This is a genomic window from Vibrio sp. 397 (assembly GCF_033339395.1).
GTDB lineage: Bacteria > Pseudomonadota > Gammaproteobacteria > Enterobacterales > Vibrionaceae > Vibrio > Vibrio alginolyticus.
Map to the genome: position 1 here is coordinate 54,195 of NZ_JAWOUN010000015.1, position 17,433 is coordinate 71,627.

The window sequence follows — 17,433 nt, forward strand, 5'->3', positions numbered from 1 at the left end:
ACTAGCTTTATTGGAATAGTTTTTCAATTTCAGCAACTTGGCGTTTGCCTTGGCTGTTCAATGGAATTTCGTCGACCACTCGGAATTTTCTCGGGATAGCGATCGGTTCTAACCAATTGCGCAGTGCCTTGCGAAGTTCAAGCCAAAACTTGCCTTTACCAAGTTCATCAAGCACATCACCGCCTTTATCGTTAAGTACGATGATTGAGACTAACGTGAGGCGACCAGATTCTTCCATTGGGATCACCACGCTTTCTTGAACCCACGGCAATTGCTCTAAACGTTTTTCCACTTCGACAAGGGAAATACGCTTTTCTTCGACTTTGACGATTCGGTCAGTGCGTCCACGCAATTCAAAAGAAATACTATCATGGAAATAGCATTCATCCGCAGTTTGGTACCAAGTGTTTTCATCAATGTGTGGCGAGCGGAGCTTTAAACAATTTTCATGGTTAAGCTCGGCTTCAACACCAGGGAATAACGTCCAAGGAGTGCTGGCTATGTGCTGCTGACGGTAAGCGATGCCGCCGGTTTCTGTGCTGCCAAAAACTTCAATAGGAAGTGACCCAAACAACAGCTGGCTGTGTTGCGCGGCTTGGTTTGGCAGGGGGCCACCAGATGAAAATACGCACCGAATCGCAACCGGGTTATGCTCTTCATTGAGTCGTTTTAGTAACGCAGGGCTGCTTACTAGCGTGGTGTCAGCATCGGCGTGATGGACAATTTGCTCAGGGAATTCGAGGTTGCGTGCTGAAAATGGACGTGCAGAGCACAAAGGCCACAATACGCGGAACAGCAAGCCGTAAATGTGTTGATGAGAAACGGTGCTTTCAATGCGTGTGCTGGCAACCGTGTCGCCCCACAGGTTATCTAGAATAGCAACTTCGATATCGAGCTGTTTCAGCGTTTTTGCAATGGCTTTTGGTGTGCCGCTTGAACCCGAAGTGAATAGCGTTACCGGTATTTCCGCTAGGTTTAATTCACGCCAAAAATAAGGTTGTTTGGCCTCTGGCTCGTTAATCACGGTGGTTTCTAGCAATGATTGAGCTTCGATCAAAAGCGAGCTCACCAGTTCTGGAACCGAGACATCGGCATCATGCAGCAACAAATCGTAGTGCTCACTGAGCTCTTTGAGTGCTTCTGGTTGGTAATTACCAGGTAATACAATGGATTTTCCTGCATAACAACAAGCAAAAAAGCCAACGGCAAACAGGTAGCTGTTGCCAAAACACAACGCAATGTTTTGCGTTGGTTGGGTTTCTAACTGCTGAGCAAGTGTTGCGACGTGCTGCTGGAAATCACCCCACGTGATAACCGTGTCGCGCTCGTAAGAGACTGGGGATTGCTCAGACCTCTCTGCGATGAACAAGGTCGCTAGGGAGGTAAAGCTCGAATACGTTGTATTCATACGATTAGTGTTCCTTTCGAACAAATTGACGCACGATCCATTCTCCAGCGAACAAGCCACCAGCAAGTAAGTAGCTGATGAGGCCGTTATAAAGCGTCCATATTTTTACTGGTAGGAAACAGGTATAGAGTGCAACGGCAGCGTTGAGCGTAAAAAAGGCGCACCAAACCATCGTCACTTTGCGAGTGTAAGCCACGCCACTAGCCGGAAGGTCGGGTTCTTGCAAGCGAGCAAGCCTCTCTATGATCGATTGCGGCTGTTTTAAGCTCAGTCCAAATACACACAGCATACATAAATTGACAACGACAGGGTAAAACTGAAGCCACCCGTGTTGTTTAAACACCATGCCAAGTGTAATTAGAACAATGCCAACAGCGCCCGTAGCGAGCGCCAAGAATTTAAACTCTTTTAGTGGGGTCTTATTTGCGACGAAAACACGCAAAAGTAACGCAGCAATTAACAAGCCCCCAACTAAGTTCAAGCCATATTTATCTATACCGAAATAGACGGCGAAGGGGTAGGCAAGCAGTACAATTGCAGACAGACCAGTCAGCAATTGGTGCATTAACTTTCCTTCAATAACTCAGTAACAGCGTTAACCACATCGTCAACGGTTCTTACTGCACTAAACTCTGCTGGCTTGATTTTTTTGCCAGTGACATTCTGTAGGTGTACGACCAAATCAACGGCGTCAATGCTATCAAGATCGAGATCTTGGTATAAGTGCGCATCTGATTGAATGTCGGCTGCGTCAATTTCGAACAGCTCAACAAGCGCATCTTTAACTTGTTCAAATACTTGATCTTTATTTACATCAGTCATGAATATACCTACAACTTATTCATTAGTTTGAGAAGAAACGTATTTCGCTAGATTTGCTACAGACGCAAAGTGTTCGCGCGTATTTGAGTCGTCGGCATCAATAACGATGTTGTATTGTTTTTTTATTGCGAGTCCAAGCTCAAGCGCGTCGATAGAATCTAAGCCAAGTCCATCACCAAAAAGTGGTGCATCCGTTTCAATATCATCTACGGTTAAATCTTCAAGGTTTAAAGCATCAATAATAAGTTGCTTAATGTCGTTGTGTAACTGTTCCACTGGGACCTGCTTATTAATAAAAGTTTTCTGGAAAAATGTTTTCAGCTAGGTGCTGTTGTAAGCGTCGCGCCGCTATTGTCGGCGACGTAGTTTGCTTTATAAAGGGGGTAATCTCAACTTTATCCTTAACTTCAACCCTGAAAAAGGGCTTTGTTGCCGGTACTTGATACCATTTTTTCTCTTTTGTGAGGAAACTTGGCGTTACCGTAATATGGACAACTCTTAAATCTCGTTCTGTTCTTACCGCAATTTGTGCTGCACCGCGTTGTAATTTCGGCTCTACACCTGGTGTTGTTCTTGTTCCTTCAGGAAATATAAGCAACACGTTGCCTTTGTTAAATCGTTCATCACAAAGTGCTAATAAATCATCCGGTGCTTCATTGGGAATATATCCGGCTGCTTTTACGATGTGCTTCATAAAAGGATTCGACCATATTGCCGATTTTACTAAACAGTCGCAGCGATTTAATTGTGAAGCAATGAGAACGTAATCGATTAAACTAGGGTGGTTGGCAACAATTAAACAATTACGATCTTGTTGAAGAATATCGGCACCAATAATTTGATAATCGATTGCGCCACTCAACTTCATCAATTTACAAAATGTGTTGAATGAATATCGAATCGCACCTTGAACTTTATATTCGCGTTCCGTTTGGTCTGAAACAAAAATACGAATGGTCGGAATAACAATGAAGCTCAGTACTAAACCACCTAACCCAAATACTGAAAAACAAAAGCCTGTTGCTAGCACACGCCAATACTGATTTAAGCGAGTCATTGCTTGTGCCATTCCCAAATTTGTTTCGGAGCGTGAATAGTCCACTGATTTTCATCTAACAAGTAGTGTTGCAAAAACGCTAGGCCTTGTGGCAACGGATGGTTTGAGCATTTTGCACTGATGCCGCTTTGCACCGTGAAGCTATCTCCATGAGAAAGTATTAAGCCAAGTCCAAACCCTTGGTATTGTTGGTTTTCATATTCTAAATAAGAGTCAGGCATAGGCTCATCAAAATCAACAAGCAGTACTTTTTTGTCAGGATTGTCGGACAAAAACAGCCATGCTTCTAATATTGCGCTTTGGAATGTGTTTTCTGCCGCAGCGATAGAAGTTAGGGGAATGGGTTGTTTAGTTGCGATAGTGGCAAGCCCTGCTGCGGTATTGTGCACCGATTGAGAAAAAGCCATCGGAGACGCCTCTTCTCCATTAATTATATCTTCAACTAGTGCGACGCTGCGATGCAGTTCACCATGACGGCTTGAAAATACAAGGTAATCAACTTGATGTTGATTAAGCATTTCGATTGCAGTTTGTACCGCCAGTTTACTGAGTGGGCTCATTCTTCTGCGCATCATCGCAGGAATATTTGCAACATTGATTTTGCCATCTTCTGGCCATTTTATCTCTGTTGCCCATTGTTTCCATTCATTGGATTCGGATAAACCGAATGAATTCGCTGTCCACGCATCAATATTGAACGAAATGTTGATCTTCGAGTTTGGCATATTGGGTTAAATTGTTTATTTTACAGCTCGATACAAATTGGGGTTGACCCAAATTCACAATAAAAAGGAAATTATCATGTCGCGTTTTAAGCTGTATGTCTCGTTATTATTAACTTTGCTTCTTGTTGGTTGTGGACGAGTACAACCTGTAATGAATGTGGAGGATACTCCAGTTGCTTATGATCTTCAAAATAAACAAGTAAAAATGGCCATAGTGCAATCAGCAACTAACCGAGGCTGGACGATCGAAGAAGTAAGCCCTGGTGTTCTTATTGCAAAAATCCACGTTCGTAAACACTCTGCAGAAGTAAAAATCCCATACAATAATAAATATTACTCAATTATTTATCTCAACTCAGTAAATCTCAAAGCAAGTGATGGCAAAATCCACCGCAATTACAATCGTTGGGTAAACAACTTGAATGTTGATATTCAGCGAGCTATTGCATTGTTGGGCAATCAATCTCAACAATAAAACTATTAATTGCAGTTAGGTTTTTCCGTGTTAAATCAAAATAATGACCCTTTTAATGCTTTTGAAGCGAAGACAGAAGCTCAGAAGTTATCTTTTGCACCAATCGTGTTCCAGACCGCCAAAACGCTTCGAGATTTAGGTATTTTAGCCGTTTTAGACAGCGCTGGCGCTCAAGGCATGAGTGCCACAGATATTGCCGAGAAAACGGGAGTATCAGAATATGGTGTTAAAGTACTGTTGGATATGGCGATTAGTGCGCATATTGTTTTATGGGAACGACCTAACTATTCGCTTGCAAACCTTGGTTTTTACCTTCTTCATGATGGTATGACGAATGCAAACATGGATTTTACGGCAGATGTTTGTTACGCCGCGATGATGCATTTGACGGAAGCAATTCAAGAAGGTAAACCGTCAGGTTTGAAAGAGTTGGGCAATTGGGAGACCATTTATCAAGGTCTATCGACGTTACCAGAACAAGCCAAACAGAGCTGGTTTAAGTTCGATCATTTCTATTCGGATCGCTCGTTCCCACTTCTGCTTAAAGAAGTATTTGCAAGCAAGCCAAAGCATCTTGTGGATATTGGCGGAAATACGGGAAAATGGGCGATTCAGTGTTGTAAACATGACCCTGACGTTCAAGTGACGATTGTTGATTTACCACAGCAATTAGAAGTAGCGATGAAGAATGTTTCAGAAAACCAGTTCGTCGAGCGTGTACGTCCATACCCTGCAAACATGCTGGATAAAGCACAAACATTGCCTGGACACGCTGACGTATGGTGGATGAGCCAGTTCTTGGATTGCTTTTCCCCAATTGAGATCCTCAATATCCTTAAAAAAGTTAAAGCCCAGTTAACGAAGGGAGATACTATTTACGTATTGGAGCTGTTTTGGGATGCTCAAAAATACGCGGGAGCTTCCTATAGCCTTAATGCCACTTCTCTTTATTTTACCTGTTTAGCTAACGGTAATAGTCGCTTTTATCGCAGTGATGATTTCTTAGAAATTGTCGAAGCGGCAGGTTTATCTGTCGTTGAAAGAACCGACAATATTGGCCTTGGTCATACCTTATTAAAACTACAAGCAAACTAAATTCAGAATGAAAACAGAGCTCAAGCAAGTTGTTGTCGTAGGAGCGGGGCCATCAGGTTCAACCGTTTCTGCGTTATTAAAATCGCGTGGCATAGATGTTGTTGTCTTAGAAAAAGCGACTTTTCCACGCTTTTCCATAGGAGAAAGCCTGCTCCCTGCATGTATGGAAGTTGTTGAACAAGCAGGAATGACCAATGCAGTAAAGCAGTTTGGCTTCCAGTATAAAGATGGTGCTGCATTTCGTCGTAATGGCGTATACACCCAGTTCGACTTTACAAACAAATACACGCCAGGACCGGGCACGACGTTTCAGGTTCAACGTGCCAGCTTTGATAAAGTATTGGCAGATAGCGCTGAAGAGCAAGGCGTAGAGATTCGCTATCAGCATGAACTGCTCAATCTAGTGTTTGAAGGGAAAAAGTCTCGATTAGAAGTGCTCGACTCAAATAAGAAGGCTTATCAAATCGAAGCAGATTTTGTGTTGGATGCCAGTGGCTTTGGGCGTGTTTTGCCACGCTTGTTGGAGCTAGAAGAACCTTCTTGTCTTCCGCCTAGAAAAGCGATCTTTACCCATATCGAAGATCATATCTCTCCCCAAGAGCCGGAATACGATCGCAACAAAATTTTAATTTCAGTTCATCCTGAAAATCACGACGTATGGTACTGGCTAATCCCATTCTCTAATGGTACTTGTTCGTTTGGTGTGGTGGGTGAGCCAGAATTTTTCGAACAATACCCAGAAGATAAGATTGCAGCGTTGCAGCAGTTAGCCAATGAAGAGCCGGGTTTGGCTTCTTTGTTGCGAAATGCGAATTACCCGAATCCAGCAGGCGAGTTGGGTGGCTATTCTGCTAACGTCAAACGTTTAGCGACAGAGCACTACGCGTTGCTTGGTAATGCAGGTGAGTTTCTTGATCCTGTATTTTCATCGGGTGTCACTATCGCCATGAAATCGGCAGAGTTTGCAGCGGACTGCGTGGTTCGTCAGCTGAATGGTGAAAAGGTTGGTTGGCAAGAAGAGTACTCGCAACGCTTAATGGTGGGAGTGAACACATTCCGCACTTATGTGGAAGGCTGGTACAACGGCACGTTGCAAGATGTGATTTTCTATCAAAACCCGAACCCACGTATTAAACAGATGATTAGTGCGATTTTGGCTGGATATGCTTGGGATACGAATAATCCTTACGTAAAACAAAGTGAGCAGCGTTTGTCGACGCTTGCAGAACTGGTTCGGGAAGCTGAACTGTAAGAATATACATTCGCTTATCCGAGAATCAGTAAACCTAGGTCTTACCAAAAAATTGGTAAGACCTTTTTAATGCCTCTTTACTTTTACTTCTAGCGTGTTGGAGACACATTGACCACTTACATCGGTGTGTATCGAATTTGAGAATTTTTATGGTGACATTGATCACATCTAGAATTCCTGTTGCTGATATTTATATTAAATTTGTAGGAAATGGATTACATTCTGGGAGTGTTCCCTACATCTGGCTTCGTTGTGAAAACGGTTTATAAGCAACTGTATAAGTTAGTAAAGTTCCAAAAACTACACCAAAAAAAAGACAAGTTTCTTACCAAATCAATTCGCTTGGTGAGTTCGAGCCATCGACTACGCCAAACGCTTCCTCTACTTTCTAAAATTGTCGAAGAACATGACGCATCAACGGTCTCTTCGATTGCAGATCCCGAGAACGCGGTAGCGTGGGGAGGTAAAGTTTCTCCAGAGTTCAAATCTAAAGTCATCCGTATTAGTAAAGAGCTAAAGATCAATCCTAATCATCTTATGGCGTGCATGGCATTTGAAACTGCTGAAACTTTCAGTCCAAGCATCAAAAATGGTTCCGGAAGCGGGGCTACAGGGTTAATTCAATTTATGCCCTCTACCGCAGAGTCATTAGGAGTGAACACAAAGACTCTTGCGAGAATGAGCGCGCTTGAACAACTTGACTATGTGAAAGCGTACTATTGGCCCTATCGAAATAAAATTAATAGCTTAGAAGATGCTTACATGGCCATTCTCTACCCTGCTGCGATTGGCAAACCGCCGTCTTTCGTTTTGTTCAGACAAGGCTCAATTGCCTATCGACAGAATGCAGGTATCGACCGCCACAACACGGGGAAAATCACGCTTAATGATGTTTCCTACAAAGTGAGGAAAAAATTAGAAAAAGGTTTGCAGCCCAATTTCATGGGCTAAGATTGTGTCATGTTCCTAGTTTTTCGCGCATGAATCCTTCTGTTACTTCACGGGGATTCTGATACACTACGCGCCCATTTCCTCTGTTGAGACTTTTCTATGCCATTTTCTAAGCTTGGTTTAAGCGCATCGATTGCTGATGCAGTAAAAGCGCTAGGTTATGAAAAACCCACTTCTATCCAACAAAAAGCCATTCCAATCGTATTGCGTGGCCGCAATTTAATTGCAGCAGCGCAAACGGGCACAGGTAAAACGGCCAGTTTTGTTCTGCCAATCTTAGAAAAGCTTAGTCGAGGCGAAACGCAACGTAAAAAACGCGCTCGTGCGATTATCCTAACGCCAACACGCGAACTTGCGCTTCAGGTTCATCAAAGTATTGAAGCTTATGGTAAAAACTTACCATTACGCTCAATGGCGATGTTTGGTGGTGTGGATTATGCACCACAAAAACAAGCCTTGATCGAGGGTGTCGATATTGTGGTAAGCACGCCTGGGCGCTTGATTGATCTGTACGGTCAACGCGCGATTCACTTTGATGAAGTGGAAATGCTAGTGCTTGATGAAGCCGACAAAATGTTGGATATGGGATTCATCGATGCGATCGACAAAATCGTCGACTGTATGCCAGAACATGTGCAAAGTTTGCTGTTCTCAGCAACGTTATCTAACCCTGTTCGTGACTTGGCGAAAAATGCGATTATTGATCCTGAAGAGATCACGATTGCAAAGCACAGTGCCTCAAAATCAAATATTAAACAGTGGATCACGACCGTCGATAAAGACATGAAGTCGTCGCTGTTAAGTCACTTGCTTAAAGAAAATGACTGGTCGCAAGTACTGGTATTTATTGAAACTAAACACGGCGCAGCCAAACTGGTAAGCCAACTTGAGAAACGTGGCATTGTGGCAGAAGCATTCCACAGTGGCCGTAATCAGCGTGTTCGCCAGGAATTAATAGAAAAGTTTAAAGCGGGTGAAATCCAGTACTTAGTCGCAACCGGTGTTGCTGCGCGCGGTATTGATATTGATAATCTGCCAGTTGTCATCAACTACGATTTACCTTACCCAGCGGATGAGTATGTACATCGTATTGGTCGTACAGGTCGTGCTGGCGCGAAAGGTGAGGCGATATCACTGGTTTCAAAAGACGACTTTAAGAACCTCTGCATGATTGAAAGTCGTTTAGGGCACTTGCTAGAGCGAGTGGAAATTGAAGGTTTTGCGCCAAGAAAGCCAGTACCAATTTCAATTTTAAATTACGTGCCTAAGAATAAACGTAAACCGCGCGATAAGCGCGAATCAAAATAGCCAGTTTATCCCATGATCTAAAAGCCGCATTCTTGCGGCTTTTTGCGTTTTAAGGCATCCAATTATGTAGCCATCGCGACGGTTTCTATTCGGTAATGAGGAAAAAAGTTAATCAGTGTCATACGCTTAACACGTAAAGTGAATCAAGGTGCGTTAAGCTTTTGTCAATTATCTGTCCGCAGGTTTGCACAAGGTAAGGAATGGGCGCAAACTTTTTTGCTTGCTAATGAATGCATAAGATGGGGCACAAATGAAAACAGGTGATAAGCAATTCGCCGTTATTGGTCTTGGCCGATTTGGTTTGGCAGTGTGTAAAGAGTTACAAGATTCAGGCGCTCAAGTTTTAGCCGTTGACATCAACGAAGACAGAGTTAAAGAAGCCGCCAGTTTTGTTAGTCAGGCGGTTGTGGCTAACTGTACTCACGAAGAGACGGTTGCTGAGCTCAAACTTGATGATTACGACATGGTGATGATTGCCATCGGAGCGGATGTCAATGCCAGTATTCTTGCGACATTGATTGCTAAAGAGGCGGGAGTAAAGTCAGTATGGGTTAAAGCCAACGACCGCTTCCAAGCTCGTGTTCTGCAAAAAATTGGCGCAGACCACATTATCATGCCTGAGCGTGACATGGGGATACGTGTCGCGCGTAAAATGCTCGATAAACGGGTTCTTGAGTTCCACCCATTAGGCAGTGGCTTAGCTATGACGGAGTTTGTGATTGGCTCTCGTTGGATGGGTAAGACACTAAGTGATTTGGCTCTGTGCAAAGTCGATGGCGTGCAAGTGCTAGGGTTTAAACGGGGCCCAGAAATTACCAAGGCACCTGACCTTAATACCACACTAGAAATTGGTGACCTAATTATTGTGGTCGGCCCTCAAGATGCGCTCGCAAATAAATTAAAATCGCTATGACGTATTTTCATCAGAAAGGTGTTTTTTACGCACCAGATGGTAAACAAGAGAAAGCGAAAGGCAACGAACCGCGAATTATATTGCTCAGTTTTCTCGGTGTTTTACTGCCTTCTGCGGTATTGCTAACCTTGCCAGTTTTTTCTGTTACGGGACTGTCGATAACGGATGCTTTGTTTACCGCAACGTCCGCTATTAGTGTGACAGGGCTTGGTGTTGTCGATACTGTGCAACACTTTACGCTTGCGGGTAAAATCTTGCTGATGTTTTTAATGCAAATCGGTGGGTTGGGGCAGATGACTTTGTCGGCGGTCTTACTCTATATGTTCGGCGTGCGTTTGAGTTTGCGTCAACAAGCGCTGGCGAAAGAAGCATTAGGGCAAGATCGGCAAGTCAATCTAAACCGACTAGTAAAGCGGATTGTTGTTTTCGCGCTTGTTGCAGAAACGCTCGGGTTTATTTTTCTCTCTATCCGCTGGGTCCCTGAAATGGGCTGGAAGACTGGTATGTTTTACGCCTTGTTTCATGCAATTTCTGCATTTAACAACGCTGGGTTCGCGCTGTTTTCTGACAGTATGATGAGCTTTGTGAATGATCCGTTGGTTATCTTTACACTGGCGGGGCTATTCATTTTTGGCGGGCTTGGCTTTACTGTTGTGGGTGACATCTGGCTAAACTGGCGCAAAGGTTTCCACTTTTTGCATCTTCACACCAAAATCATGCTGATTGCGACACCGATATTGCTCTTAGTCGGAACGATGATGTTTTGGTTACTTGAGCGAAGCAACCCAAACACAATGGCGTCTTTACCTGCAACAGGGCAATGGTTGGCGGCATTCTTTCAATCTGCGAGTGCTCGAACGGCAGGGTTTAATAGTGTTGACTTGGCGTTGTTTACCCAGCCAGCCTTACTGGCCATGATTGTTCTAATGTTAATTGGAGCGGGTTCCACCTCAACGGGGGGCGGTATTAAAGTTTCCACATTTGCTGTTGCGTTTATGGCTACGTGGACCTTTTTACGCCAAAAGAAACATGTGGTTATGTTTAAGCGAACCATAAATTGGCAAACTGTGACTAAGTCATTGGCAATTATCGTTGTGAGCGGAGCCATCCTGACAAGCGCAATGTTTTTATTGATGCTTACCGAGAAGGCCAGCTTTGATAAGGTTATGTTTGAAACCATTTCCGCATTTGCCACAGTGGGGCTCACCGCCGGTTTGACTGCGGAACTTTCTGAACCTGGTAAATACATTATGATCGTGGTGATGATCATTGGTCGTATTGGGCCGCTCACGCTTGCCTACATGTTGGCACGTCCTGAACCTACCTTGGTCAAATACCCAGAAGACGCCGTTCTTACAGGTTAATATAGCGTTCAACAATGGCCGCGCGACCATTACGAGCATTGATTAATAGCAGTGCTCGTACATTTATAGAATATGTGGAATGTTGCCCAGTTTTACCTACAAATTCGTAGAAGTTCATTTCTTCTTCCTTTTGTTTCGATACTATTCATTCACTCAATTTATATTCTCAGAAGCTACGCTCATAACAGCGTTTTGGAATCCGACGCTTTTGTAGTGTGACACCAAACTACGTCGTGTTATCTGAGCGAATTGATACCAGCCTTCGTCAATAGTCACTCAGTCTTACTCTATGCCCATAGGGTTACTTTGTGTTTGTTGTGCTTGGTATTAATTAACGAATCGAAAAGATGGAGTCGTACTTTGAAATTCAACACACTCGCCATAGCTATGCTAACTGCGCTTCTTGCAGGGAAGAGCATGGCAACTACTCCGCCATCACCGGTTTGGCATACTATTGCGTTGAGCGATGGTAGCTCCAGTGAGGCAATTCTACGTGGAACGGCAGATTTCCACTGGTTTGAAGATAAGCAGGGCAATGCCTTACTTCAGGAAGACGGCGTTTGGTTTTTCGCGCGGATTCAGCGCGAGTCAGACACGCCAATATTGATCTCGACAGGTGTGGTGAAAACGCAGTCGAGTGAGCCACCTGAGTCGGCGAGGTTTCGCCCGGATTTACAAGTTAAACCGCAATTATCTTCTCTAAAAACCATTGAACCGATGGCACGAAAAAACCTACTGCGTTCGGCGCAAGGTTACCAGGCGATGAGCAGTTCAACGGTGAAGCAGCAGCCCCTATTGGTTGTGCAAGTTTCGTTTGATGACCAAGCAATGGTGCATGATTTTGAGCAACGCGTATTTAATACCAATGGTCAAAGCGTTGTGGATTACTTTGATAAAAACTCTCAAGGTAAATTCAAAGTTGTTCCTGCACTTGAGAGTTACGGCACCGCCAATGACGGTGTGATAGATGTGACTGTGGCACAAAGCCACCCTAACTGTCACTCTAGTTCGACTGATAAGACATGCACCGCCAAGTTGAATGCGGTTTTCACCGAGGCTTATCAAAAACTGGATCCATACTTTAATCTTTCGGCCTACGACAGCAATCAAAATGGTACCGTAGAACCGTCAGAACTCTCTGTCATGTTTATTTTTGCGGGGGGCGATCGTTCAACAGGGGTTCTCAACCGTCCTGCTATTTGGCCGCACAAATTCTCTCACGATGATGTCACACTAGATGGTAAAAAGATCACAGACTATTGTGTGTTCGCTGACTATCAAGTTGATCATCAAGCGACCTTGGGCGTGATCGTACACGAGCTTGGCCACTTAATGCTTGGCTTACCGGATTTGTACGCAAGGAACAGTGATGCCTCGATCGGCTCTTGGGGCGTGATGGGTGGCGGTTCATGGGCGCAGAAACCGGGAGATTCATACGCTGGTGACACTCCGGTGAACATGAGTGCATGGAGCAAACACGCTGCTGGTTTTGTTGTACCAACGGTAACTCATGAAAGTCCAGCGCCTATTTCTGTGAACAACGACGATGTCAAGCTGGTGTATCTCGACCCGTACTTGAAAGAGTTTGGTCCACGTATTTACTTGGAAAATCGCACCTTTAGCGGTTACGACCGAGCATTGGCGGCTGAAGGTATCCTAGCGACGTCGGTCAATGTCCAGAACCGCTTTAATGATGTTGGCGCGATGCAGGTTCAAATCATGCAGGCTGATGGTCTGAATGAGTTAGAAAATGATGGTAGGAGTGACGCTGACGATTTATACCCTAATGGTGGCGATGTCATTTCAGATACATCGACCCCGGGTCTGAGAGCGATCACAGGGTTTGATACTGGGGTTCGTATTTCCAACATTGCCAGCAACACCAACGGCGGTAGCTTTTCTCTTGAGCATACAAACGAACCAAATAAATCAGCATGGCTGAACTCTCTTCATCAAGGTTATGTGTACGCGAGTGGGAGTAACACTCTGGCGGTGTCACTGGACTTGAATAGTGATACAGAGCTTGATGGTCTTCAACTTTACGCGCAAAGAGATAGCGCTCAAAGTGACATGACTTATCGAGTTTGGCGATTCCCATTTTCTGGAAACATTGGCTATCGATTAATATTGAATCAAAACAACGCTGAGCTTTTACAGCAAGGTAACTTCCAAAAGTCATCTCGAATTTTATTCCCCCAACCAAGCCAATTGAGTGCGGGTCAGCATTTATTGGTCGTTGAATTGGAAGGCGGTCAATTTGATGCAAACTTTGACTTCGGCCGCTTGCTAAAAACTGAAAAAGCCTCCCTACCTGTAATGTGGACTGGTGATTACAGTGAGATTGGCACGTTTGGTCTAGAAAAAGCCGGGTTCTCTTATATTCCGTTTGCAGCATTATTAAATGTGGATGCGAGCAACTTGGTTGAAGCGAAATCTGATTCGTTACAAACCAATAAAAATACGCCAATCAAACTGAACCTGATGGACAATGATTTCATGGCGGTAGGGTATCAGTTCAATGTGGACATTGTGCAGAAGCCTGAGCACGGCACCATCTCTGGCAACCAGTACCAACCTGAAGCTAACTTCGTTGGTCTGGACACTTTCCAATATCGTTTGTTGTCGGTTGATGGTGCGTACTCATCTTCAATCGTGAATGTGCAGGTGGAAGTGCTTGGCAGCAACGAAGCGCCAGTGGCCGTGATTGATGTTGATAATAAAGACATGACGGTTGGGCAGCGAGTCACGTTGTCTGCGTTAAATAGTACGGATGCTGATGGTGATGTGTTGAGTTATAAATGGGAGCAGTTGGCTGGCACTTCAGTTTCTCTTGGCAATGCAACCAGTGTTAGCACAAGCTTTACGGTGCCTCAAGGTGCAAAAGCGGGTGAGGTTCTGACATTCCGTTTAACCGTGACTGATCCTAGTAATGAAGCGTCCAGTGCTACCGTCGATTTAACCATGAAAAACGCAGCGCCACTTACGCTTGCAGATACGGCGACCGTTGCCGTTGGTGAAAGTATTCTGATTGATGCAGCGAGCAATGATTCGGATGTGAACGGCGATAAACTGGTTGTAGATAGCGTACAGAACGTAACGGGTGTGGGAAGTGCGAGTGTAGAGAATGGCAAAATCCGTTTTCAAGCACCGGATAGCCCTACTGACGGCATCAAGCTGCAATATACGGTTTCAGATGGTCATGGTGCCACTGCTACGGGGGAAGTTATCGTGACGGTTGTTGCTTCTTTGAAGACAACGACATTCAAGAACTCAGAAGGTAGCGGCAGTGTTTCTTATTGGGCTTTGATGTTACTTGCAACATTAGGCTGGCGACGTCGCGTCTAAAACGGTATTGAATTGCGGTATAAGCCACTCACATTGAGTGGCTTATTTTTTATCTGATCTATTTTGGTTTCGTTCTCATTGTCTTATGAGATGTGTTTCTCATTATTTTTAAAGCGATTTTTCTACTCTGCGGTTACCCTAGGGGCCGATTTTTATGAACTAAGGATGTTATATGTCTACCGAGGCCTTTTCTGTTTCGGAAATATGCCGAGAAGCGGCAGTGATGGTCAGAAGGAATCTACTCGCAATTGTTATTGCTTGTATTCCGTTGATTATCGTGCACTCAATTTTTGCTTTTATGTATCCTGAAATGACGGGGCAAGATCAAGCGAACGTTCAAGAAGGCAATGTCGCAGGATTTTATTTCGTCACAATTATTTTGTACCCACTTGTTGCCGCTATGGCGGCTGTGCGTGTGCATCGAATTTATTTAGCCGGCGATTACATGCACTCTGCGTTGGATGTATTTCGTTTGTCAGCTCGAGAATTCCGTTTCATAGGCTGGTGGATACTGTTTGGACTGATGATGATGCTTGTTATTGGTATCCCGATCTTTGTGTTGTCGTTTATCTACATTGCAGAAAGTGGTGAAGCCGACTTTGTTGCTATGGCTATTATCACAACGATTGCAAGCATTCCTGGCTATTGGGTAATGGCGCGATGGTCATTTGTGTTGCCAGCGACTGCAATGGATCATCAGCCGCGCAGTTTGCGTCGTTCGTGGAACCAGAGCAGACCATACAACAAACAAGTATTCATTTTGATGGGACTAATTCCATTGGGTGCGGGCTTGCTCAGTCAGCTGATCTTTAGCCACTTTACGAATCTCTTTATGTTGAGCCTCGTCGGTGTGGCCTATGGTATTTTTGGCGCGTACCAGCTGGCATTGTTATCGTTGAGCTATAAAACGGTAGTGGATATCGAACGCGCTCGTTTTGATACGCCATCACAGCCACCAAAAACGGGTGAAGAATTTTCCGCTTAACCCTTTGATCGTTTTTACATGATACCTCCGTTTAGGAGATGGTCTGCGGCAGGTTGATACCTTCCTGCCGCCTTCGCGTTATTCACGCAAAATACCCATGTCCATTTCATGGCTGAATGACAGGGACATTCACACGTATACTCACAACAGTACTTCTTTTTATTAAGGAACCCTACATGTCCATTTGGCAACGGGTCAATTTCACCCATCGCTTTAGTCAATTACCGTCAGCGTTCTATACGTTGGTCGAGCCACAACCCTTGGACAACACTCGCTGGGTCGCTTGGAATGGTGAGTTTGCACAGCAGTTTGGTTTACCAGCAGAGCAAAACGATGAGTTATTGGCGGTTTTTTCTGGGCTAAGTGAATTCGAACAATTTCGTCCTCTTGCGATGAAATATGCAGGCCATCAGTTTGGCGTTTACAACCCAGATTTGGGCGATGGACGTGGATTACTGTTGGCAGAAATTGAGCATCAGGATGGTACTTGGTTTGATCTTCACCTCAAAGGTGCAGGGCTAACGCCTTACTCGCGAATGGGGGATGGGCGAGCGGTATTACGCTCGACTATCCGTGAGTACCTGTGCAGTGAAGCCATGGCGGGCCTTGGGGTTCCCACGACACGTGCTCTCGGTATGATGGTCAGTGATACACCTGTTTATCGAGAAAAAACGGAATCGGGCGCTTTGTTACTTCGAATGGCTGAAACCCATGTTCGATTCGGTCACTTTGAGCATTTCTTTTACACCAACCAGTTAGCAGAGCAGAAGCTGTTGGCGGATAAGGTGATTGAGTGGCACTTTGCTGATTGTGCATCGGCGGAGAAACCATATGCCGCGATGTTTGACGCCATCGTGACTAAAACAGCCGAGATGATCGCATATTGGCAAGCTTTTGGTTTTGCGCATGGCGTGATGAATACCGATAACATGTCAATTCTTGGGCAAACTTTTGATTATGGTCCGTTTGGCTTTCTTGATGATTATGAGCCGGGATACATTTGTAATCATTCAGACTACCAGGGTCGTTACGCATTTGATCAACAGCCTAGAATTGCGCTTTGGAACCTGTCAGCACTGGCGCATGCGTTATCGCCACTCGTTGAACGAGAAGATTTAGAATCGTCGTTGAGTCAATTTGAAGTTCATTTAAGCCAGCAGTTCAGCCGCCTCATGCGTGAGAAGTTGGGCTTAAAAACTAAGATAGCGGAAGACGGGCGTTTGTTTGAAGCTATGTTTGAGCTTCTTCACCAGAACAAAACGGACTACACTCGCTTCTTCAGAACACTCTCAAACCTTGATAATGCGCCTTCCCAAGCCGTAATCGATTTATTTCTCGACCGAGAAGCTGCGCGAGCTTGGCTTGATCTGTACTTAGCTCGGTGTGAGCTAGAGGTTGATGAACTAGGGGGCCTGATTTCAACCGAACAGCGTTGCAAACAGATGCGTCAAGCCAATCCCAAATACATCTTGCGTAACTACTTGGCTCAGTTGGCGATTGATAAAGCGGAAGAAGGGGACTTTAGCGAATTACACCGATTGGCCGAACTGTTAAAACGCCCATTTGATGAGCAACCCGAGTTTGATGATTATGCGAAATTGCCGCCGGAATGGGGGAAGAAAATGGAGATAAGCTGTTCTTCATAAATGGGTCATTTCCCACCCATTTATATCTTTTTCTTGGGTGGAATTCACTCGTTACACTTCGGATTCATGTTAACGGGCTTTGTTAAT

The 17,433-nt window shown here is 44.6% G+C and carries 16 protein-coding genes; 10 read left to right on the forward strand and 6 right to left on the reverse strand.

Annotation, left to right across the window (positions count from 1 at the left end; translation table 11 throughout):
- Positions 1-7: 7 nt before the first annotated feature.
- The 6 genes from R7P36_RS19950 to R7P36_RS19975 are packed head-to-tail and all read right to left on the reverse strand — an operon-like array spanning position 8 to position 4,012.
- On the reverse strand, positions 8-1,408 hold the full coding sequence (locus R7P36_RS19950) for an AMP-binding protein (RefSeq protein WP_064376291.1): 1,401 nt from the start codon (positions 1,406-1,408) through the stop codon (positions 8-10).
- A gap of 4 nt (positions 1,409-1,412) precedes the next feature.
- Positions 1,413-1,973, reverse strand: a complete 561-nt coding sequence (locus tag R7P36_RS19955) for a hypothetical protein (protein ID WP_064376290.1) — start codon at positions 1,971-1,973, stop codon at positions 1,413-1,415.
- Positions 1,973-2,230, reverse strand: coding sequence for an acyl carrier protein (locus R7P36_RS19960; RefSeq protein ID WP_005382279.1), 258 nt, complete (start codon positions 2,228-2,230; stop codon positions 1,973-1,975). The genes R7P36_RS19955 and R7P36_RS19960 overlap by 1 nt, the downstream gene beginning before the upstream one ends.
- Before the next feature lie 15 nt (positions 2,231-2,245).
- Complete coding sequence (locus tag R7P36_RS19965; RefSeq protein ID WP_005382278.1) at positions 2,246-2,506, reverse strand: phosphopantetheine-binding protein; 261 nt, start codon at positions 2,504-2,506, stop codon at positions 2,246-2,248.
- 13 nt (positions 2,507-2,519) lie between these two features.
- Positions 2,520-3,287: a lysophospholipid acyltransferase family protein gene (locus R7P36_RS19970; protein WP_005388305.1), complete on the reverse strand. Its 768-nt coding sequence runs from the start codon at positions 3,285-3,287 to the stop codon at positions 2,520-2,522.
- On the reverse strand, positions 3,284-4,012 hold the full coding sequence (locus R7P36_RS19975) for a beta-ketoacyl synthase chain length factor (RefSeq protein WP_047102870.1): 729 nt from the start codon (positions 4,010-4,012) through the stop codon (positions 3,284-3,286). Before R7P36_RS19975 ends, R7P36_RS19970 begins: the two co-directional genes overlap by 4 nt.
- A 76-nt stretch (positions 4,013-4,088) precedes the next feature.
- Here R7P36_RS19975 and R7P36_RS19980 point away from each other — a divergent pair, with 76 nt between their 5' ends.
- The 10 genes from R7P36_RS19980 to R7P36_RS20025 all read left to right on the forward strand — a co-directional run bounded on the left by R7P36_RS19980 (position 4,089) and on the right by R7P36_RS20025 (position 17,346).
- Positions 4,089-4,487: a hypothetical protein gene (locus R7P36_RS19980; protein ID WP_005382272.1), complete on the forward strand. Its 399-nt coding sequence runs from the start codon at positions 4,089-4,091 to the stop codon at positions 4,485-4,487.
- Positions 4,488-4,514: 27 nt separating this feature from the next.
- Positions 4,515-5,582 carry a class I SAM-dependent methyltransferase gene (locus tag R7P36_RS19985; protein WP_017819929.1) on the forward strand — a complete coding sequence of 356 codons (1,068 nt, stop codon included), beginning with the start codon at positions 4,515-4,517 and terminating at the stop codon, positions 5,580-5,582.
- A gap of 7 nt (positions 5,583-5,589) precedes the next feature.
- On the forward strand, positions 5,590-6,834 hold the full coding sequence (locus tag R7P36_RS19990) for an NAD(P)/FAD-dependent oxidoreductase (RefSeq protein ID WP_025766964.1): 1,245 nt from the start codon (positions 5,590-5,592) through the stop codon (positions 6,832-6,834).
- 210 nt (positions 6,835-7,044) lie between these two features.
- Positions 7,045-7,785, forward strand: a complete 741-nt coding sequence (locus R7P36_RS19995; RefSeq protein ID WP_081008346.1) for a transglycosylase SLT domain-containing protein — start codon at positions 7,045-7,047, stop codon at positions 7,783-7,785.
- A 99-nt stretch (positions 7,786-7,884) separates the two neighbouring features.
- Entirely contained in the window at positions 7,885-9,093 is a 1,209-nt protein-coding gene (locus tag R7P36_RS20000) for a DEAD/DEAH box helicase (protein WP_213899482.1), read from the forward strand.
- 250 nt (positions 9,094-9,343) lie between these two features.
- Positions 9,344-10,006: a potassium channel family protein gene (locus R7P36_RS20005; RefSeq protein WP_005388291.1), complete on the forward strand. Its 663-nt coding sequence runs from the start codon at positions 9,344-9,346 to the stop codon at positions 10,004-10,006.
- Positions 10,003-11,370, forward strand: coding sequence for a TrkH family potassium uptake protein (locus R7P36_RS20010; RefSeq protein ID WP_213899481.1), 1,368 nt, complete (start codon positions 10,003-10,005; stop codon positions 11,368-11,370). Before R7P36_RS20005 ends, R7P36_RS20010 begins: the two co-directional genes overlap by 4 nt.
- Positions 11,371-11,730: 360 nt before the next feature.
- Positions 11,731-14,715: a M6 family metalloprotease domain-containing protein gene (locus R7P36_RS20015; RefSeq protein WP_213899480.1), complete on the forward strand. Its 2,985-nt coding sequence runs from the start codon at positions 11,731-11,733 to the stop codon at positions 14,713-14,715.
- Positions 14,716-14,887: 172 nt separating this feature from the next.
- The gene (locus R7P36_RS20020) at positions 14,888-15,700 is read left to right on the forward strand and encodes a sugar transporter (RefSeq protein ID WP_171344882.1); all 813 of its coding nucleotides are present in this window, start codon (positions 14,888-14,890) and stop codon (positions 15,698-15,700) included.
- Between the two features lie 176 nt (positions 15,701-15,876).
- Positions 15,877-17,346: a protein adenylyltransferase SelO gene (locus tag R7P36_RS20025; protein ID WP_206970935.1), complete on the forward strand. Its 1,470-nt coding sequence runs from the start codon at positions 15,877-15,879 to the stop codon at positions 17,344-17,346.
- Positions 17,347-17,433 lie beyond the last annotated feature (87 nt).